This window comes from Shewanella loihica PV-4 (genome assembly GCF_000016065.1).
Taxonomy (GTDB): domain Bacteria; phylum Pseudomonadota; class Gammaproteobacteria; order Enterobacterales; family Shewanellaceae; genus Shewanella; species Shewanella loihica.
The window spans coordinates 2415561-2434342 of record NC_009092.1 but is presented as its reverse complement, the minus strand read 5'-3'; the positions used below and the strand labels follow the sequence as shown (position 1 = coordinate 2434342).

At 56.1% G+C, this 18782-nt stretch carries 15 protein-coding genes and 1 riboswitch; of the genes, 13 read left to right on the top strand and 2 right to left on the bottom strand.

The features are described 5' to 3' along the window. Positions 1-10 precede the first annotated feature (10 nt). The 4 genes from imuA (at position 11) to SHEW_RS10895 (ending at position 6856) form a co-directional block, all read left to right on the top strand. Positions 11-841 carry a translesion DNA synthesis-associated protein ImuA gene (gene imuA, locus SHEW_RS20130; RefSeq protein WP_011865900.1) on the top strand — a complete coding sequence of 277 codons (831 nt, stop codon included), beginning with the start codon at positions 11-13 and terminating at the stop codon, positions 839-841. Beyond that, the gene (locus SHEW_RS10905; RefSeq protein WP_011865899.1) at positions 842-2896 is read left to right on the top strand and encodes a Y-family DNA polymerase; all 2055 of its coding nucleotides are present in this window, start codon (positions 842-844) and stop codon (positions 2894-2896) included. After that, the gene (locus SHEW_RS10900) at positions 2896-6132 is read left to right on the top strand and encodes an error-prone DNA polymerase (protein ID WP_011865898.1); all 3237 of its coding nucleotides are present in this window, start codon (positions 2896-2898) and stop codon (positions 6130-6132) included. The genes SHEW_RS10905 and SHEW_RS10900 overlap by 1 nt, the downstream gene beginning before the upstream one ends. Before the next feature lie 172 nt (positions 6133-6304). After that, positions 6305-6856: a DTW domain-containing protein gene (locus SHEW_RS10895; RefSeq protein WP_049766577.1), complete on the top strand. Its 552-nt coding sequence runs from the start codon at positions 6305-6307 to the stop codon at positions 6854-6856. Here SHEW_RS10895 and trhA read toward each other — a convergent pair. Next, positions 6830-7540, bottom strand: a complete 711-nt coding sequence (gene trhA / locus SHEW_RS10890) for a PAQR family membrane homeostasis protein TrhA (RefSeq protein WP_011865896.1) — start codon at positions 7538-7540, stop codon at positions 6830-6832. The two genes, SHEW_RS10895 and trhA, sit on opposite strands and share 27 nt — an antisense overlap. A 223-nt stretch (positions 7541-7763) precedes the next feature. Between trhA and SHEW_RS20125 the strand changes: the two genes are divergently transcribed. The 9 genes from SHEW_RS20125 (at position 7764) to SHEW_RS20120 (ending at position 17890) form a co-directional block, all read left to right on the top strand. Then, complete coding sequence (locus tag SHEW_RS20125; RefSeq protein ID WP_049766521.1) at positions 7764-8960, top strand: hypothetical protein; 1197 nt, start codon at positions 7764-7766, stop codon at positions 8958-8960. Positions 8961-9106: 146 nt separating this feature from the next. Continuing rightward, positions 9107-9205: riboswitch (TPP riboswitch) on the top strand. A 177-nt stretch (positions 9206-9382) separates the two neighbouring features. Next, positions 9383-11434 (top strand): phosphomethylpyrimidine synthase ThiC, encoded by a 2052-nt coding sequence (gene thiC / locus SHEW_RS10880; RefSeq protein ID WP_011865894.1) that lies wholly within the window; start codon positions 9383-9385, stop codon positions 11432-11434. Positions 11435-11436: 2 nt separating this feature from the next. Next, positions 11437-13182: a thiamine phosphate synthase gene (thiE, locus tag SHEW_RS10875; RefSeq protein WP_011865893.1), complete on the top strand. Its 1746-nt coding sequence runs from the start codon at positions 11437-11439 to the stop codon at positions 13180-13182. After that, the gene (locus SHEW_RS10870; RefSeq protein WP_011865892.1) at positions 13169-14017 is read left to right on the top strand and encodes a HesA/MoeB/ThiF family protein; all 849 of its coding nucleotides are present in this window, start codon (positions 13169-13171) and stop codon (positions 14015-14017) included. The genes thiE and SHEW_RS10870 overlap by 14 nt, the downstream gene beginning before the upstream one ends. Continuing rightward, positions 14007-14219 carry a sulfur carrier protein ThiS gene (gene thiS, locus SHEW_RS10865; protein ID WP_223294705.1) on the top strand — a complete coding sequence of 71 codons (213 nt, stop codon included), beginning with the start codon at positions 14007-14009 and terminating at the stop codon, positions 14217-14219. Before SHEW_RS10870 ends, thiS begins: the two co-directional genes overlap by 11 nt. A gap of 1 nt (position 14220) precedes the next feature. After that, complete coding sequence (locus tag SHEW_RS10860; RefSeq protein ID WP_011865890.1) at positions 14221-14994, top strand: thiazole synthase; 774 nt, start codon at positions 14221-14223, stop codon at positions 14992-14994. 4 nt (positions 14995-14998) lie between these two features. Beyond that, positions 14999-16117, top strand: a complete 1119-nt coding sequence (thiH, locus tag SHEW_RS10855) for a 2-iminoacetate synthase ThiH (RefSeq protein ID WP_011865889.1) — start codon at positions 14999-15001, stop codon at positions 16115-16117. 102 nt (positions 16118-16219) lie between these two features. Continuing rightward, the gene (locus tag SHEW_RS10850; protein ID WP_011865888.1) at positions 16220-16489 is read left to right on the top strand and encodes a hypothetical protein; all 270 of its coding nucleotides are present in this window, start codon (positions 16220-16222) and stop codon (positions 16487-16489) included. Positions 16490-16921: 432 nt separating this feature from the next. Then, a complete protein-coding gene (locus tag SHEW_RS20120) occupies positions 16922-17890 on the top strand; it encodes a putative metalloprotease CJM1_0395 family protein (protein WP_049766520.1) in 969 nt (322 codons plus the stop codon). Here the strand turns inward: SHEW_RS20120 and SHEW_RS10840 are convergent. Beyond that, complete coding sequence (locus SHEW_RS10840) at positions 17867-18778, bottom strand: LysR family transcriptional regulator (RefSeq protein WP_011865886.1); 912 nt, start codon at positions 18776-18778, stop codon at positions 17867-17869. The two genes, SHEW_RS20120 and SHEW_RS10840, sit on opposite strands and share 24 nt — an antisense overlap. Between the last annotated feature and the right edge of the window lie 4 nt (positions 18779-18782).

Genomic DNA, 18782 nt, shown 5'->3' with positions numbered 1-18782 from the left:
CGGGTGCATCATGGCCTTGGCAGATCTTCAACTTGAACGTTTACTCCAGCGCAGCGATCTCTGGCGCGGCGATGCCTATCATCCCCAGCAAATGGGGCTGGACAGCGGCTATCCCGAGCTTAATCGTCATCTGGGACTGGGAGGCTGGCCCAGTCAGGGGCTGTGCGAGATCTTCTGCTCCAGCGAAGGGATCGGCGAGTTGAGCCTGGCGCTGCCTCTGATGCGCCGCCTGATCCCTAGGCAATCGAGAGAGGGAAGTGCTGCCGGGTTGGTGAGTCTGGTGGCGCCGCCTCACGTGCCTTATCCCCAGTCGCTGGCGATGCAGGGGATAGATGTCAGCCGTCTCCTGTGGGTCGATACTCAGACGCCGAAGGAACAGCTTTGGGCGCTCGAGCAGATCTTAACCAGCGGCGCCTCACCCCTGGTCTTATGTTGGCTCGAGGATCTCAGTGTCAGTCAGGCCAGGCGCTTGCAGCTTGCCTGCGAGAAGGGCGAGAGCCTGTGTCTCTGTTATCTGCCAAGCAAGGTCAAGGATCAGGCTCATCCCGTGCCACTGCGGATCGCCTTGCAACCCAGCACCGAAATCAGCACAGGAACCAACATAGAAACCAGTACGGAAAGCAACACAAAAATGGGCAACGATAGGCTTCTTGAGACCCAGGTGGATATTCTAAAGCGCCGTGGGGGCTGGCCGGCGCCGCGCTTCTCCTTATCCCTGCTACCTGAGCTACTGGCTCAGAGTCTGATGCTCGATGTGACTAAACAGCAGGATGAGAGATTGGAAAATAAGCTTAATAAGCAGCAGAGCGGTCAGATCTTACAAGGCCCCTGGAGTGCGTAGATGTTGTGGCTGGCGGTCTATTTTCCCCACTGGTTACTCCAGTATCAAAGCTATCATCAAGGCTTGCCCCAGGGCGGCGAGCTGGCCCTATTTGAGCGTCAGTCGAGTCAGATCCTGATCGCATCGAGTGCTGCGGCTAAGTTGGGCGTGGAGCCGGGGCAGAGCCTGGCTACCGCCCAGGCGCTCTGTCCATCGCTGCAACTGCTGGCCTATGATCCCTCCTTGAGCCAGGAGGCCAGCCATTGGCTGTGCCAGTGGAGCTATGGCTACAGTGCCAGGGTCGTGCCGCCTGTCTGTCCGTTCGAGCAGGCCCAGCAGCATAGGCTAAATAAGCCGAGTAAGTCACATAAAGCAAGCAAATCGAGTCGATCCTCTGATGTGCCCAGTATGGCAGATACCCTACTGCTGGAGGTGGGCTCCATGGCAAAGATCTTCGGTGGTCTGGACAGGCTCATCCGTCAATATCAGAAGAGTGCCCAAGACTATGGCCTCGAGTGTCAATTTGCCCTGGGGGAGAATGCCTTGCTGGCTCAGCTGGGAGCCAGGTCTCTGCCGCTCACTCTGCCTGCAGATGTCATCTGTGATAACAAGAGGAACCCGAAAGAAACTCGCGAGTCTAGGTGCACTAAGTTAGGGAATTCTAAGCGAGGAAACTTTGAGCCAGGGAGCCTAGAGTCGGACATCGGTGCCACAGAACCTACATATCTCGCCAAACAAGAAGTGAGAGAAGCAGTCCAAGAAGAGAAAGCACAAGGAGAGGAAGCCCAAGGAGAAAAAGCACAAGGAGAAGAAACCAAAGTGCAATCGAAAGATGATCAAGCGGGGGCGTCTCTGGTGAGTTTACCTCAGATGAATCTCAAGCAGGTCGCGCCCCTGCCGCTCTCTATCTTGCCACTGCCTGAGCATGTGCTGCAGTCTTGCGAGAACATGGGGCTGACTCAGGTGCAGGCGCTGCTCGCCTTGCCTCTCAAGGAGCTTGGTGAGCGATTTGGCGAGAGTGTCTTAACCCTGCTGGCTCAGCTCAAGGGGCAGCTGCCTCAGGTGCATGAGTTTTACCTGATGCCAGAGTCTTATCGCCATAAGCTTGAATTGCTCTATGAGGTGAGCCACCTCGAAGGATTGGCCTTTCCCCTCGGGCGCATGCTAGCAACCCTATCGGCTTATCTGGTGCAGCGTCAGCAGGCGGTGCTGGCCCTGTCATTAACCTTAGTGTTTCGCGACTTGAGTCTGGTGCCACTGCGCTGCGAGATCCGCTATCCCTTCGCCGAGCATAGGGGGGATGCCTTACTTAAACTCTGCCGTGTGCAGCTAGAGAGCCTCATCCTGGCGGCGCCGGTGATCAGTCTGGCTATTCAGGCCGATACCCTGGTGCCGCTATTGGTGCAGACATCCAATTGGTGGCAGGGCGAGGGTAAGAGTGATGCCACCATGCGCTTGCTCTCACTGCTTGAGGCGCGTCTAGGCGCGGATAAGGTCAAGGGACTTGAGCACTGCAGTCACCATCTGCCGGAGCTGAGCTGGCAGAGCCGCTCGCTTTCTCAGAGCCTAGTTTCTCAGAGCCGAGCCTCTCAAAGCCGAGTCTCTCAAAGCCGCTCGGGTGCCTTGGGGGGCAAGCGATCGAATCAAGCTGTTTCTCAAAGCACTTCCCGTCAAAGCACTTCTCGTCAAAGTATTTCTAGTCAAAGCGTTTCTACTCGAGGTGCTTCCAGCCAAAAGTTTAAGAGCCAAGCGCTTGAGAGCCAAACGCATAATCGGTGCGCCGAGCCGAGGGCTTGCTATCAGGGCAAGACTCGGGCGCTGAGTGAGGAGGCGACCTTATTTGCAGATCTGTTTCATGGCCTGTGTGATGGCCGCATCCGCCCCAATTGGTTACTGCGCCAGCCCGAACCGTTGGCGCCGGAGTCGGTGAGCCTGCTTAAGGGGCCGGAGCGGCTGCACAGTCCCTGGTCGGCGGCCTCGCCGCGGGATTATTACCTTGCCCGCATGCATCAGGGAGGGCTCTGCTGGGTATTTCGCTCGCCTGAGGGACTATTCCTGCAGGGGTGGTTTGGCTAATGTACGCTGAATTACAGTACGCCGAGTTGCACGTCCTCTCGAACTACAGCTTCTTGCGAGGGGCTTCCCATCCTCACGAGCTGGTGGAGCAGGCCAAGCGCCTTGGTTATCAGGCATTGGCGCTGACCGACGAATGCTCCTTTGCCGGTGTGGTCAAGGCCCATGAGGCGGCCAAGCGCTGCGATCTTAAACTGATCCTGGGCGCCGAGTTTCATCTCGATGAGGGGCTGTTTGTGCTGCTGGCGCCTTGCCGTTTCGCCTATGGTGAGATCAGCGCCCTGATCACCAACGCCAGGCGAAGCCAGGGCAAGGGTGAGTACAGGGTGAGCCTGGAGGCCATCTTGGCTCAGCAGCAGAGCCTGCTGCTGTGGCGCCCGCCCTCGCTGGCGCAGTTCAGGCAGGCTGGCGAGGCAAGGAGAGATGAGGCAAGGAGTGATGATGCAAGGAGTGACTTGGCCGTAAACGATACGGCAGAGAGTGAGATGGCTGGGGGCGATACGGCAAAGGGGAGTGCGGCACAAAGCGATGAGCCTAATCTGTTGTCCCGTTATCGTGACCACATAGCGAGCATTGCCTCACGGCTAGTTGTAGCCTTTCCGGATCGTCTGCATCTTTTGATGGAGCGGCTCTTGCTACCGGGAGAGGCCCTTAACTTGCAACAGTGGCAATGGCTGAGTCAGACTCAGAAGGTCCCCTGTGTGGCGGCCGGTGGCGTGCGCATGCACGAGGCGGAGCGTCAGCCGCTGCTGGATATTTTAACTTGTATCGCCCATGGGCGGGACCTCGACAGCGGCGTGGCGCTATGCTCCATCAACGCCGAAGCTAGCCTCAAGCCGATTGCGGCGCAGCGTAAACGTTATCCTCAGGAGTGGATCGATAACGGCCTGGCTCTGGCCCGTCGCTGCCATTTCTCTTTGGATGAGCTCAAGTATGAGTACCCGGCCGAGGTGGTACCCGCCGGCATGCAGGCCAGCGATTATCTGGCGCAGGCGGTGCGTGAAGGCGCCAGACGCCGCTTTCCCGATGGAGTGCCCGATAGGGTGAAGGCGCAGTATGAGAAGGAGCTAGAGCTGATCGCGGCGATGGCCTATGAGTATTTCTTTCTGACCATCTATGACATCGTCTGTTTCGCCAAGTCTCAGCAGATCCTCTATCAGGGAAGGGGCTCGGCGGCCAACTCTGTGGTCTGTTATTGCCTGGGGATCACAGAGGTGGATCCCACTAAGATCAACATGTTGTTCGAACGTTTCATCTCCAAGGAGCGCAACGAGCCGCCGGATATCGACGTGGACTTCGAGCATGAGCGGCGCGAGGAGGTGATTCAGTATATCTATCGCAAATATGGCCGTGACCGCACGGCGCTGGCCGCGGCGGTGATCTGTTATCGCTTCAAGAGTGCCATGGGCGATGTGGGCAAGGCGCTGGGGATAGATGCCGAGCAGGTAGCCCTGATGATTAAAAATATCGATCGCCGGGATCCCAAGCATCACTGGACGACTCAGCTTGCCGCCATGTTGCCAGAGGCTGGGCGCGGGCGCATGTTGCTGCCCTTGGTGCAGACGCTGATCGGTTTTCCCCGCCACCTGTCCCAGCACGTGGGAGGCTTTATCATCTCCGCAGGGCCCTTGTCTGAGCTGGTACCCATTGAAAATGCGGCCATGGCGGATCGCACCGTGATCCAGTGGGATAAGGATGACCTGGAGAGCCTGGGGCTGTTAAAGGTGGATATCCTGGCCCTGGGGATGCTGACGGCGATCCGTAAGACCTTCACCTTACTGAGTCTCCCAGAGAAAGCTTTTTCCATGGCCGATGTGGCATGGGAGGAGGCCGAGGTCTATCGCATGTTGCAGGCAGGCGACAGCATAGGGGTGTTTCAGGTCGAGTCCCGGGCGCAGAGCGCCATGCTGCCAAGGCTGAAGCCAGCTTGCTATTACGATCTGGTGGTGCAGATCGCCATTGTTAGGCCAGGGCCAATTCAGGGGGACATGGTACATCCCTATCTGAGGCGGCGGGATGGCCTGGAGGCGGTGGAATATCCCAGCCCGGCGGTCGAGTCCGTGCTGTCCCGTACCATGGGGGTACCTATCTTTCAGGAGCAGGTGATCCAGCTGGCCATGGTGGCCGCGGGCTTCAGTGGCGGCGAGGCGGATCAGCTGCGCCGAGCGATGGCGAGCTGGAAGCGTACCGGTGAGCTTGAAAAGTTTGAGGCTAAACTGCTCCAGGGGATGGCGGCGCGGGGGTACAGCCAAACATTCGCCGAGCAGATCTACAGGCAGATCAAAGGCTTTGGCGAGTATGGCTTTCCCGAGTCTCACTCCGCCAGCTTTGCCCTGTTGGCCTATGTGTCGGCCTATCTTAAACATCATTATCCGGCGGCCTTCTGCTGCGCCTTGCTTAACAGTCAACCCATGGGCTTCTATAGCCCGTCGCAGCTTATTCAGGATGTGCAGCGTCACGATGTTATGGTACTGCCGGTATGTGTCAATCACAGTGACTGGGATAATAGCCTGGTGCCCCTGCTGGAGGCTGAGCAGCCTGCGATACGTCTGGGCTTTAGGCAAGTGAAGGGACTCAGGCTGGAGGAGATCAAGACCCTTATCGCGGCGCGCCCCGAAGGCGGCTTTACCCGGGTCGAGCAGCTCTATGAGCTAGGTTTATCTCAGGGCTGTTTGACCCTGCTGGCCAGCGCCGATGCCCTGTTGACGCTGGCCGGGCATAGGTATCAGGCGCGCTGGCAACTCAGTGCCTATCAGCCGAGCCTTCCGCTGTTCGATGACTTGCCAGCTGTCGCCAGTGAGGTGGTGTTGGCGCCCCCAAGTGAGATGGCGGCCATGCAGAGCGACTATCGCCATCTAGGGCTCAGCCTGGGGCGCCATGTTATGGCTCAACTTAGAGGGCTGGCGCCATTTGTGGGTTGTCGCCACGCCAGTGAGTTAGCCGATTGTCGTCATGGGCAGCTTGTGCATGTGGCGGGCGTGGTGGTGGGGCGTCAGCGCCCCGGTACCGCCTCCGGGGTTACCTTCGTGACCTTAGAAGATGAGACGGGCAACATCAATGTGATCGTCTGGAGCGCCACGGCCAGGGCGCAGCGACAGCCATTTTTAACATCAAAAATTTTAAAGGTAACTGGGGTGCTTGAGACCCAGTCTGGTGTGTCACACGTTATCGCGGGCAGGCTGGAGGATTTATCGACTCTGGTGAATGATTTTGAACTAAGTTCGCGGGATTTTCGTTAGTGGTCGCATGTTAATCATGCCATCCGGGCGAGCCACAACAGGCTTACTCGGGTTGTTCCTGTCATTGTCCTCGCTCTAGCCCTAGCCCTTTGGGGTATACTCATCGCCTTTGGGTTTACGATAGGCGTGAGTTTAGGCTCCAAATACCAGCAAAATGACCGGGAGAGAAAGGGTGAAGTTTGTCTTGCTAACACACGAGCGGGAGTATGAGCGTGCCAGCAACACTGGCCAGTTGGCGTTAGCCGCATTCCCTGAGCTGTGTAGCCGTGTGCCCTGGTCGCGGATCGCGCCCGATGAGGCGTTGAAACAGGCCTGTGAATCGGGTGAAGCTCTGCTGCTCTTTCCAAAGGAGTACGACACAGACGAAACGGACTCAGGTTCGAGAATGGGCTTGAGCGTGAAACAGGCTATCACGCCCGAGCAACTTTTGCTTAAAAAAGACGGGGGGCAGGGCGTGCGTCAGGTTATCATTCTCGATGCCACCTGGCAGGAGGCCAGAAAGATGATGCGTCAGAGCCCCTATCTGCAAGCGGCGAGAAGGCTGACGCTGCAGGAGAGCGAGCCGTCACGTTATCGCCTGAGGCGGAATCAGTTATCTCAAGGTCTGTGCACCATAGAGTGCATCATTAGCCTGATGCACAGTTTAGGGATGAGCCAAGAGGCACAGCAGCTTGATGAGGCGTTTGATCTCTTTATGTTAGATCACCGTCAGGTAGACGCATAGGAAGTGGCTGAGGGCGCCGGCGAGGACAAACAGATGCCAGATGGCGTGATTATAGGGAATGCGTTTACCCACATAGAAGATCACCCCGGTGCTGTAGAAGATCCCGCCCGCCAGCAGTAGCTGAAAGCCCAGTGGCGTCATGGCTGCAAGCAACTGCTTCATCACTATGACACACAACCAACCCATCACCAGATAGAGCACCAGGCTAAAGATCTTGAAGCGGTGAATAAACAGTGTCTTGAACAGGATCCCGCCTAGGGCAAGACTCCAGATGGCGATGAGAATGGCATCGGCCTCGACACTGTCGAGCAGGATCTGCATCAGCGGCGTGTAGGTGCCGGCGATCAACAGATAGATGGCGCAGTGATCGGCTATCTTGAGTTTATGCTTTAACTTAGGTGCCGAGACGCTGTGATAGAGCGTTGAGCAGAGAAACAGGAGTATGATGCTCAAACAGTAAAGCGCCAATCCGCCCAGTTGTAGATTGGTGAGCCTGTCCCATCCCTTATGCAGTGAAAACGCAAGCGCCAGAATACCTGCAATCACACCCAGGCCATGGCTGAGGGCGTTTGCCAGCTCTTCTGCGCGGCTATAGGGAGCGGCCGTAGCAGCAAAGCTGGGCTGACTATTCAGGCCGATCTCATGGGGCTGTATGGTTTGTGGCGGCACGGACTGTGGTGGCATTAGACTCTCTAAAACTGGTTAGACCTCGTTAATGGTGAGTCTAACAGCATGCTGGTGCAAAAGAAATAGTTAAGCGTACATGTGTACGCCTAAGTTGAATTTTGTTTTGTTAATGATTGAATTTATTATTTTTTAAATTTAACACTGTCCACTATCTATCCTTGGTTGAACTAATAGCATCTCTTCTTCTCTAAAATGCTAAGTTTCCTAAGGAAAGGATGAGTTGCTATTGCGAGTGCCCCCTAAGGATAGCCAATTTTCCTGGCTTGACCTCAATCTTAATTTAAACCTTAATGCTGATATTGATGTCGAGCCGTTAGCCTTCTGCCATCTCGTCAACGATCCATTAGCAAGAGAGCCTTTAGCGAGAGATCACATCGAGCAAGGCGCTCATGCTGAGGAGCTTTTGGTTAAGGAGCTTTCGCTTGAGGAACTTTCGCTTAAGGAGCTTGTTCCTAACGCACCTCTTGAAGGCCCACTTTTTATGGGTTTAGCTGCAAGGATTGGCTGGAAAGAGATGTTTATATTCTTGGCCGTCTTGCTGGCGCACCTTGTATTGCTGGCTTTCTTGAGTTGGCAGTTTAAGGGGCCATATCTGGCTCAGGAATCAATTAAGCGAGACAAGCAGGCCATCAGCGCCTATATGCTGACTCAGGCTGAGTTTGATGCCATGAAGGCCAAATCTCGCCCTGCCGAGGTACCAGTAAAAGCACTTCTGACGAGCGAGCCAAAGCAAGATACGCTTAATCAAAGGGGTGAAAGGACAGAGGACAATCTGGCGTCAGTTCCCGCTCAGCAAAGTGACTCTCTGACTGAGTTAAATCCCGAGAAAGAGGCGTCAGCGACTCAAGTTACTCGTTTCCAGCCTAATGTTGTCCAAACAAGTGTTGAGCCCTCCGTTGTTCCAGCAGTTGATCCCTCTGAGTCTAACATCGCGCCTAAAATCGAGGTGCCCGCTGACACTCAGAATGAGAATGAAGCATTCTCCTTCGATGGTATGAAAGGTCTTAATCTGGAGAGCGGAGCAGCAGACTCGGGTGGGGTAAGCGCTGCAACTGGCGATTATATGGCGAGGCACAGACAGGCACAGCTGGACAAGCTAGTCGAGCACGTCGCCGACAAGGCCATCCAGAAAAAGTCGATGAGCGAGATGGATGGCAAGATGAGGGTGTTAGCCTTGCCTAAGGAGAACGAGTATGAGACGGCAATCACCTTAGACAGCAAGGTGGATCCCAATCGCATCGTCAAGATAGGGGATACCTGTTATCGCGTGGTGAGTGTGGCGACGCCAATCAACCCCCACGGGGAAAACTTAGGCTTCCCCTTTAAGTGTGGTGGCGACAAGGTGAAACAGGCGATTAAAGACTCCCTTGATAAGCATCTGAGTATGATGGGAGTAGAGGTTAAAGATAAAAACTAGTGTGATATATTTTCAGGCTTAAATTAACATGATACTTTCATTTTATACAATTGATTGATTTTATTTTATTATTTGTTTCGATTAATTTGATTTCAGCTAGGGTTTAAAGGGGCTTGCCACCCTCAATCCCTTAGGTCTATACTGAGCCCCTCTTGTCGGAGTGCCATTAGGCTGAGACCGTTTATTCGGGATCCGTTGAACCTGATCAGGTTAGTCCCTGCGAAGGAAACAAGCATAATATGACCTTAGTGTCCCGCCGTATTTTATCGGCCAATGGGATTAAAATCGCCGCAAATTTGGCGAGCGCAATCACAGTGACACCCAGCATATTTTTGAATCAGGCCATTTGGCCTGACTCAATGCCCTCAACGCCAAACTTCTCCAGACAAGCAACTTCATCTAACCCTATAGTGAGATTGCTTATGTCAACACGTCGTGAAATGCGAGCAGAGGCCCAGGCCTTTATTGATAACCTCAAACCCTTACAACACCCTAATTCGCAAAAATTTTACCTAAACGGCAGCAGGCCGGATCTCAAGGTCGCCATGCGGCAGATCTATCAGTCAGACACCCTGATTGGCGGCACGGCCGAGGCGCCTGTCTATGAGAAGAATCCCCCCATCACAGTCTATGACTGCGCCGGGCCCTATTCAGATCCCGAGGCCGATATCGATGTGCGTCGTGGTCTTGTTAAGCTGCGTAGCGAGTGGATCGCCGAGCGCAGCGATACCCAGGAACTTGAGCAGGTAAGCTCAGGTTTTACCCAGCAGCGTCTGGCCGATGAGGGGCTAGATCATCTGAGGTTTGAGCAACTGCCCAAGCCAAGACGCGCCCTTGAAGGCAGGGTAGTGACTCAGATGCACTACGCCAGACGCGGTATCATCACCCCAGAGATGGAGTATGTGGCCCTGCGTGAGAATATGGCTCGCGAGACAGTGACCGAAGAGGTGCTCAATCAGCGCGCGCCGGGTGAGAGTTTCGGTGCCAAGCTAGGTGAGCCGATCACGCCGGAGTTTGTGCGTCAGGAGCTGGCGGCGGGCCGGGCAATCTTACCGCTTAACATAAACCACCCCGAGGCCGAACCTATGATCATCGGCCGAAACTTCCTGGTGAAGGTCAACGCCAACATAGGCAACTCGGCGGTCACCTCATCTATCGAAGAGGAGGTGGAGAAGCTGGTGTGGGCCACCCGTTGGGGCGCGGATACCGTGATGGACCTCTCGACCGGCCGTTATATCCACGAGACCCGCGAGTGGATCATACGTAACTCGCCGGTGCCAATAGGGACTGTGCCCATCTATCAGGCGCTGGAGAAGGTCAATGGCATCGCCGAAGATCTCACCTGGGAGATCTTCAGAGATACCCTGATCGAGCAGGCGGAGCAGGGGGTGGATTACTTTACCATTCACGCCGGCGTGCTTCTGCGTTATGTGCCCATGACGGCCAAACGCCTCACTGGTATTGTCTCCCGTGGCGGCTCCATCATGGCCAAGTGGTGTCTCTCTCATCACAAGGAAAATTTCCTCTATGAGCACTTTGATGAGATCTGTCAGCTGTGCGCGGCCTATGACGTCTCCCTCTCGCTGGGTGATGGCATGCGTCCAGGCTCCATCGCCGATGCCAACGACGAGGCGCAGTTTGCCGAGCTGGAAACCTTAGGCGAGCTGGTTAAGAAGGCCTGGCAGTATGACGTGCAGACCATCATCGAAGGGCCGGGTCATATCCCGATGCAGCTTATCAAGGAGAACATGGATAAGCAGCTCGAGCTGTGTGACGAGGCACCGTTTTATACCCTAGGCCCTCAGACCACCGACATTGCTCCAGGTTATGATCACTTCACCTCAGGCATAGGGGCGGCGATGATCGCCTGGTATGGCTGCGCAATGCTCTGCTACGTAACGCCCAAGGAACATCTTGGTCTGCCAAACAAGGAAGACGTAAAGCAAGGGCTGATCGCCTATAAGATTGCCGCCCATGCCGGCGATGTCGCCAAGGGGCATCCTGGCGCGCAGATCCGCGACAACGCCTTGTCTAAGGCGAGGTTCGAGTTCCGCTGGGAAGATCAATACAACCTGGGGCTGGATCCCGATACCGCCAGGGCGTATCACGACGAATCACTTCCGCAGGAGTCGGCCAAGGTCGCGCATTTCTGCTCCATGTGCGGTCCCAAGTTCTGCTCGATGAAGATCACCCAAGAGGTGCGCGAATACGCTGCGGCCCAAGCGACCGATGTAAGGGAGATTGAGGTTGAGCAGATTGACGTTACTGCTAGCGCGCCGAAGGCAGATATTCAACAAGGGATGGCGCAGATGTCGGCGCAGTTTAAGCAAAGTGGTAGCGAGCTCTATCACAGTGCGATAAGACAAAGCCCTGGCGTTGAAAGCACCTCTCTCGAAAGCACCTCTCTCGAAAGTACCGTTCTTGAAAGTACTTCTCTTGAAAGTACGGCTCTCGAAAAAGCAAAAGAGGTGTAGCCATGTCCGCTGAAAAACCTATTGTCTGGACCATTGCCGGTTCAGACAGCGGGGGCGGTGCGGGCATTCAGGCTGATCTTGCGACCATGGCGGATCTGGACTGCCATGGTTGCAGCGTGATCACCTGCGTTACCGCGCAAAACTCGGTGGCGGTTAACGGTGTCGAGCCTGTGAGTGAGGCTATCTTGCTCGCTCAGCTCGATACCCTGCTGGTAGATCTGCCGCCAAGGGCGATCAAGATAGGGCTGCTTGCCAATCAGCGTCAGATTAATCTTGTCGCCGATTGGCTGGCGACCCATATGGCGCCACTGAAAACGGATGATGGCCAGCCGATTCCGATTATTCTGGATCCCGTGATGGTGGCCTCCTGCGGCGATGCCTTGACTGGCGAATCTGCTGTTCAGGCCTCCGCCCAGACCAAAACTAAGCCCAAAACTAAACTCAAAACTAAGCCCAAAACTGAGCTTAAAACTGAGCCCAAGCACCTTGCCGGGTTGGATTTCACCCCCTTCGCTAAGCTGCTTACTCTTGTGACGCCGAACGCCAGCGAGTTTGGCAAGTTGGTGGGAAGCGAGGCGTCATCAAGTGATGAGATGCTAGCTCAGGCAAGTGCACTCTCAAGGCGCTTAGTCTGCAATCTGCTGATCACTGGCGGTGACAAGGGCTCACTCTGGTATAGCGATAAGGCGGAAGATCTCTTTATCTGCAACGCGGTGGCGCATACCTCACCGCTACATCAGCACACTAGCTTTCGCCTGAGCGGCGAGCGGGTGGATAACCCCAATCACCACGGTAGCGGCTGCACCTTGTCATCGGCGATTGCCAGTTTTCTGGCTCAGGGCTTGGTGCTACACGACGCCATCTTGCTCGCTAAAACCTATGTGGGCCAAGGGATAGCGCCGGCCAAGGCCTTGGGCGCCGGCGCCGGGCCTTTAGCCCGCTGCGGTTGGCCTTCTGGCCTGGTATCGCTTCCCCGTATCACAGAGTTGGCTGGCATCACTTCGATTAGCTCTTCAGATCGCGCTTCAAGTGGCTCCTCGATATTGAGTTTTCCAAGGCTTAGTTTCCCGGGGCTTAGTTTTCCAAGGCTTAAGCGTCCCATCGGGGTGTATCCCGTAGTGGATAACCTGATGCACCTGGAGCAGGTGCTGGCCGCCGGTGCCACCACGGCCCAGCTGAGGATCAAGCTGGAGGATGATCGCCAAGCAGCTAGCAAACAAGAAGAGGGCGCAGGTGCTGCCGCGTTAGAAGCGCAGATCCAAGCGGCAATCGCGCTGGGGCGCAAATATGATGCGCAGGTGTTTATCAACGATCACTGGCAGCTGGCGTTAAAGCATGGCGCCTTCGGTATCCATCTTGGGCAGGAAGATCTTTTTGAGGCGGATCTCGATAGGATAGCCAAGGCGGGGATCGCCCTTGGCGTCTCCAGCCATGGCGTGTTCGAGTTGGCGCTGGCCAGTCAGCTTAATCCATCCTATCTGGCGCTGGGGCATATCTTCCCCACACCGACGAAATCTATGCCTTCTAATCCTCAGGGGTTGAGTAGGCTCGCGCGTATGGTCGCGCTTTGGACGCCCGATTGTCCCAGAGTGGCCATCGGCGGCATAGACGCTTCGCGTTTAGAGCAGGTTAAAGCAACAAACGTTGAGGCGGTGGCCGTGGTGCGCGCTGTGACCCAGGCGGATTCGCCGGGCGAGGCCTATAAACAGCTGGCTAGAATGTGGGAGAACGCCTATGTCACTCAATGATAGTGCGTTTATCCGATATTCGCGGCAGATCATGTTGCCCGAGGTCGGCGAACTGGGCCAGCAAAGGCTGATGGAAGCAAGTGTCGCCATAGTCGGCGTCGGCGGCTTGGGCCAGCTCTGCGCCCAGTATCTGAGCGCGGCGGGGATCGGCCAATTGACCCTGATCGATGATGACAAGGTGGAGCTGAGTAACCTGCCCAGGCAGCTACTGTTTTCCCATGACGATTGCGGCCAGTACAAGGCGGAAGTCGCCAGAGACAGGCTGGTAGGAAAAGGCACAGGTGACAACAGCCAGGTATCGGCTTTTGGTCAGATAGCGGCCAAGGTTGTGCGTCTGGAACTCCACAACGCCGAGTCTCTGCTCTCAGGTGTGGATCTGGTGCTCGATTGCTGCGACAACTTCGCCACGCGCCAGCATATCAATGCCGCCTGTGTGGCGCTGAGCACGCCAAACGTGGTGGCTGCCGCAGCCCACTTTGCCGGTCAGTTGATGGCGTTCGATTTGAGCAAATCCCCGAACAGCGGCTGCTATCACTGTCTGTTTCCGGCCGAACTTAGGGTAAGCGAGAACTGCAGCACCATAGGCGTTCTTGGGCCCATGGTGGGCACCATGGCCTCGATGCAGGCACTGCTGGCGATAAAACTATTGCTGGGATTACCTGGCTTGGGGCAGGTTCACAGATTCGATGGGTTAACCGGCGAGATGCGAAAGCTCACGCTGCGACGAGATCACAAGTGCTCGGTCTGTGCGGCAATTAAAGAATCGAATATAAAGGCTTATGCTGCATGCGGTGAGTTAGCCTGTTCATCGGCCTTAGGAGAAAATGATGAGTGAGATCAGCTTAAGTTTGAATGGTCAGTTAATACAGGTGGCTGCCAATGCGAGTCTGCTGTCCATGTTGGAGAGCCAGCAGATAGCCCTGGATAGCGTGGCCCTGGTGCGGGCAGGCGAGGTGGTCCCCAAGTCGCAGTGGGCATTGACCCTATGTGAGGCGGGCGATGTGATTGAACTCTTTGGCGTAGTGGCAGGAGGTTAATATGTTAACGATAGGCGATAGTCGGTTCTCTTCACGCCTGTTTACCGGCACGGGCAAGTTTGCCAGTGCCGATCAGATGTTGGCGGCCTTGGCGGCCAGCGGTTCACAGTTGGTGACACTGGCGATGAAGCGGCTCGATCTTAAGGCGGGCTTCGATGATATTCTGGCGCCCATACGTCAGAGCGGGGTTAAGCTGCTGCCCAACACCTCGGGGGCGCGCAATGCCAAGGAGGCAATCTTCGCCGCCGAACTGGCTCGCGAGGTGCTGGGAACCTCTTGGGTAAAGCTTGAGATCCACCCCGATCCTAAGTATCTGATGCCAGATCCCATTGAGACCTTTAACGCCGCCAAGGTGCTGTGTGAACGCGGCTTTACCGTATTGCCCTATGTGCATGCCGATCCTGTGCTCTGTCGCAATCTGGAGTCTGTGGGCTGCGCGGCCGTGATGCCGCTGGGTAGCCCCATAGGCTCAAATCGCGGACTGGAGACGGCGGCATTTTTGAAGATCATCATAGAGCAGGCCAAGGTGCCCGTGGTGGTCGACGCCGGGATCGGCTCACCCTCTCAGGCGATGGCGGCGATGGAGATGGGGGCGAGCGCCGTACTGGTGAACACGGCAATTGCCGCCAGTCGCGATCCGGTGAAGATGGCGCTCTGCTTTGCCGATGCTGTCGTCACGGGGCGTAAGGCCTATGAGGCGGGCCTGGCCCAGGTGCATCAGAGGGCGATTGGCACCAGTCCCCAGCAGGCGCTCACCGCCTTCTTATCGGAGTAACCCAATGAGTTTCTTCGATACCTTGAGTGGACTCTCTCGCGAGCAGCTGCGAATGGCGCTCTATTCCACCACGCCGGCCCAGGTAGAGACGGCGATCGAGGGTGAGCAGGGCAACTTGGGTCATCTGTTAGCCCTGTTGTCGCCGGCCGCCGAGGAGTACCTAGAGCCGATGGCGCAGCGTGCTGCCGCCTTAACCCGGCAACGATTTGGTCATAACATCGGCCTCTATCTGCCGCTCTATCTCTCAAATCTCTGCGCTAACGAGTGTGACTACTGTGGTTTTACCATGAGCAACAAGCTTAAGCGCAAGGTGCTCAGCCATGATGAACTGGCGGCCGAGATGGCGGTGATCAAACCTCAGGGATTTGATTCCATCTTGTTGGTCTCCGGCGAGCATGAAACCAAGGTCGGCATAGAGTACTTTGCCGATATCTTACCCTTGGTGAAGGCGGAGTTTAGCCATGTGGCGATGGAGGTACAGCCACTCAGCCGTGAACACTATGAGATTTTGGTGGAGAAGGGGCTGGATGCCGTGATGCTCTATCAGGAAACCTACGATCCTGAGACCTATCGCAGACATCACCTGAGGGGCAACAAGCAGGACTATGGTTATCGTCTCGCATCGCCGGAGCGGATCGCCCAGGCGGGCGTGGATAAGATAGGCCTAGGTGTGTTACTGGGTCTCGATGATTGGCGCATGGACGCGCTCTTGATGGGCTATCACCTGGATTATCTCGAGCGCCGCTTCTGGCGCAGTCGTTACAGCATATCCTTGCCCAGACTCAGACCCTGCGTCGGTGGTATCACGCCTAAGGTGCAGTTGACCGACAAGGGCCTAGTGCAACTCATCTGTGCCTTTCGCCTCTTCAACGAGCAGCTTGAGATCAGCCTGTCGACCCGGGAGACGCCTAGCTTGAGAGATAACCTGTTAGGGCTCGGCATCACCCAGATGAGCGCCGGTAGTCGCACCGAACCGGGTGGCTATGTCAATCCGGCGGCTCAGCTAGATCAGTTTGAGATCAGTGATGAGCGCAGCGCCGCCGAGGTTGCCAGTGTCCTTCGAAGCCGTGGCTTTACCCCTGTGTGGAAAGACTGGGAGGCTGGCTGGATAGGCGCAGGCTAACCAATTCAAGATGTTAGCCGAGCCCTCTGTAATGCTGTACTTTGCTTGGCTTTTGATTAATAATTAGCCATAACTGTGACTCATGAAAAAGGGCCATCAATTATGGAAATACCATCGAGCTTTTCATCCGGTCTGGCCGGCTTGCAGAGCGCCCAGTCTGGCCTGACTCAGGCTACTGTGGATGTTGCCAAACCCAGCCAACCACAGGTGAGTGAAGCTGGCGGCACAGAGACGACCAATCCGGTCAACGCCACAGATAAAACTGAGGCCCTGGTCTCGGCGATAGAATCGAAAAACCAAGGGGAAGCCGCGGTTGAAGTATTAGAGACCGCTAACGAGACCCTAGGTACAGTGATAGATATCAAGGTGTAGGCCGTGGCTGGCGCCATGACTACGCCCCCCTTAACGGCGATGCGCCTCGGTGCATTGCCGTCTTCTTCTGCTTCAACTTCTTCAATTTCCTCATCTTCTACAGCTTCTTTATCTTCTTCAAATAGGGCTTCAAGTTCCCAAAGTACCGCTTCAAGTTCCATAAGCACTGCTTCAACGCCAGCAGCCTCTCATCAAACGTCACATGCCAGCCTGAAGGCCAACACGGCGGTATCCTCGACGCCTTCGGGTGCAACCAGTCTACTTACCTCTGGTAACTTAAGTTCTGGCTTGTCAACACAAAGGGGGTCAAGTGCGAGCCGTCCTGTCTTCAATGGCAGTTCGTCAGGTCAAGGGGGATATAGCCTTTCCAGCGGGCCTCTCGGAGTTGGAGGCCTACTCAATCAAACGGCAAGCTCTGGTTTTAGCAGTGGCTTGAGCAAAGGCATGGGCAATGGCGGTGGGGTGGACGGCGCTTCGACACTTCCGGATGCGGCAGGTAGAGTAGCAGGCTCAGGTTTACCCCCTGGTTCGCGAGGTAGCAATGGCAAACCAAATGCGAGTACAGCAGGGGGACAAGGCGGTGTTGACGTTAGTCGCGGCAGCGCAATTGAGGGGGAAAAGCCGGTAGTCGATATCTTTGGTGGGGCCGAGGAAACCCGCGGCGAGGCATACAACCCCTTCGCGGATAAGCAAGAGGGAAAGGACGCACCAAGTGATGAGAGCCGCTCACAAGCCCCTGAACTTGCCCGCCAGGAAGCTGAGCTGAAAGAGCTGTCCAGACGTGACGCCGAGGTGAGGGCCCATGAGCAGGCTCACGCCAGCGTTGGCGGTACCTTCGCGCGTAGCCCAAGTTTTAAGTATGAACAGGGGAGCGATGGCAGACGATATGCGGTTGATGGCGAGGTGGCGATCGATATCTCCTCCGTGCCTGGGGATCCCCTGGCTACCCTGAACAAGATGAAGCAGGTCTACGCGGCGGCGATGGCCCCTGCGACCCCATCGATGGCAGATATCCGGGTGGCCAGCGAAGCCCTGCGTAAGATGAATTCGGCAAAGGCCGAGCTTGCCAAAACGCGTCAGCAAAGCGCCATCACCCCTGAGCAGATGAAGCCGCTTATCGATGCCGGTAAGAGTGAGCAGCAGCGCCAGCTGCCAGAGCCAGTGACGCCAAAGGTGAGCGGTAGTGTGGATGATCAGGGCAAGATCTCTGCGGCCAGAATCGATTCCCCCTCGCCGCTAGATGATGATAGAAGCCCTTCACAATCGATAGAGCGGATCAGTCGCCAGCTTCTGGCGGCCGATGGTCTTCTGTTTAGCGCTGAAGCCCTGTCGATGCGCTACCAAGCGGGCGAGTCTGACGCTTCTTCAACATCTTCCTCATCCTTCGCCTTCTCCCTCTAAGACAGAGTGATTCTTGAGGATCAACTGCTCCAGCAACTGTGAGGCGGGTCCTTGCTTATCGCGGTTGGGGATAACTAGGCTGAGCGGCACCTGACGATGACTCGAGCCCTTCAGCGTCAAGCGGGTGAGGCGACCTTCCTTGATGGCATCGCAGATCAGATGACTGGGGATCCAGCAAAAGCCCAGCCCCTTGGACAGGACCACCAAGGCCTCATGGAAATTTGCTACCGTCCAGCGCCGCTCCGCCTTGAGCCAACCTAGCTCGCCGCGGGCGATCTGACCCGTATCTTTGATCACTATCTGAAGCTGCTCAGCCAGGGTTTGGTCGTCCAGCGGCAACTCCATGCTCGCCAGGGGATGAGAAGGGTGACAGACCAGGTGAAAATCGACGTTACATAGGGGCTGAGCCAGATGACCCTTTGGCGGCGCGCCGCCTATGATGGCGAGATCCACGGCTTCCGACTCGACTAGCTCTGCGCTGCCGCTGATCACCGAATCTAAGATGGTGATCCGGGTGCCGCGCCCCTGAGGCTCAAACTCGGCCAGGGCGTCGATGAGATGCTCCATGGGATAGATCATCTCGCGGGAGATCAATAGGCTCGGCTCCCACCCTTTCTCCAGATTGCTGGCTAACTGCTCCAGCTCACTCACCGAGCGGGTGATGTGGCGAGAGCGCCGCAGCAGCACCTCGCCGCTCTCGGTAAGGTAAGCCTTACGTCCCCTCACTTCCAGCAGAGCGACCCCCAACTGGGTCTGCAGTTTGGCCACCGCATGGTTAAGGGAAGATTGACTCTTGTTGAGCTTCTCTGCCGCTTGGGCGTAGCCTCCACAGTCCACAACCGCCTGTAGGATGCGCCACTGCTCGAAGGTCGATTTTGCCTGACTCATGCTG

Coding starts and splice junctions, on each gene's coding strand:
- imuA (WP_011865900.1), top strand. CDS start 11: ATGGCCTTGGCAGATCTTCAACTTGAACGTTTACTCCAGCGCAGCGAT.
- SHEW_RS10905 (WP_011865899.1), top strand. CDS start 842: ATGTTGTGGCTGGCGGTCTATTTTCCCCACTGGTTACTCCAGTATCAA.
- SHEW_RS10900 (WP_011865898.1), top strand. CDS start 2,896: ATGTACGCTGAATTACAGTACGCCGAGTTGCACGTCCTCTCGAACTAC.
- trhA (WP_011865896.1), bottom strand. CDS start 7,540: ATGCCACCACAGTCCGTGCCGCCACAAACCATACAGCCCCATGAGATC.
- thiC (WP_011865894.1), top strand. CDS start 9,383: ATGTCAACACGTCGTGAAATGCGAGCAGAGGCCCAGGCCTTTATTGAT.
- thiE (WP_011865893.1), top strand. CDS start 11,437: ATGTCCGCTGAAAAACCTATTGTCTGGACCATTGCCGGTTCAGACAGC.
- SHEW_RS10870 (WP_011865892.1), top strand. CDS start 13,169: ATGTCACTCAATGATAGTGCGTTTATCCGATATTCGCGGCAGATCATG.
- thiS (WP_223294705.1), top strand. CDS start 14,007: ATGATGAGTGAGATCAGCTTAAGTTTGAATGGTCAGTTAATACAGGTG.
- SHEW_RS10860 (WP_011865890.1), top strand. CDS start 14,221: ATGTTAACGATAGGCGATAGTCGGTTCTCTTCACGCCTGTTTACCGGC.
- thiH (WP_011865889.1), top strand. CDS start 14,999: ATGAGTTTCTTCGATACCTTGAGTGGACTCTCTCGCGAGCAGCTGCGA.
- SHEW_RS10850 (WP_011865888.1), top strand. CDS start 16,220: ATGGAAATACCATCGAGCTTTTCATCCGGTCTGGCCGGCTTGCAGAGC.
- SHEW_RS10840 (WP_011865886.1), bottom strand. CDS start 18,778: ATGAGTCAGGCAAAATCGACCTTCGAGCAGTGGCGCATCCTACAGGCG.